This is a genomic window from Treponema endosymbiont of Eucomonympha sp. (assembly GCF_001028545.1).
In genome coordinates this window covers 1-505 of the sequence record NZ_BBPW01000526.1, presented here as the reverse complement: position 1 = coordinate 505, position 505 = coordinate 1, and the positions used below count along the sequence as shown (strand labels likewise).

The window sequence follows — 505 nt, the reverse complement described above, 5'->3', positions numbered from 1 at the left end:
TTGCTTTCGCTAACTGAGCGTTCGGCGTTACCCGTACCGACGCACGAGTAACGTTCGATTTCCTTGAAAGAACTCGGCAGCAGAAGTAAGCGGAGCGCGGGTAATGCCCTTGAAACGCTCCCCCGTTTTGCGCTTAAATAAGGGCGCAATCTCGCACCGGAGGCAACACAGTGGGCACCAAAAGGACAGCGCCGTGAAAGACGCGCGCGCAATAGACGAGGAAACGCTGGAGGCGCTGCTCTACCTGTCGCGCCTCTCGCCCGAAAGCGTCGACCTAGCCGTGCTCCGCGGGCAGGTCGCCCGAATCGTCGCCTATTTCGACATTCTTTCCGCGTATGACGACAGCGAAAACCCCTGCGACGCGTATCCCGCCGTCGGAACAGAAGCCCTGCGCGACGACCGCGTTGTGAAAGGGCTTGAAATCCCCGACGTGAAGCGCATGAGCGGCGAGTTCCTCGACGGCTACTTCCGCGTGCCGAAGGTGCTGGGAGAAGGCGCGTGACGC

The 505-nt window shown here is 60.8% G+C and carries 1 protein-coding gene; it reads left to right on the top strand.

Annotation, left to right across the window (positions count from 1 at the left end; genetic code table 11):
- Positions 1 to 193: 193 nt before the first annotated feature.
- Entirely contained in the window at positions 194 to 502 is a 309-nt protein-coding gene (locus tag AWU74_RS07905; RefSeq protein WP_162505071.1) for an Asp-tRNA(Asn)/Glu-tRNA(Gln) amidotransferase subunit GatC, read from the top strand.
- Positions 503 to 505 lie beyond the last annotated feature (3 nt).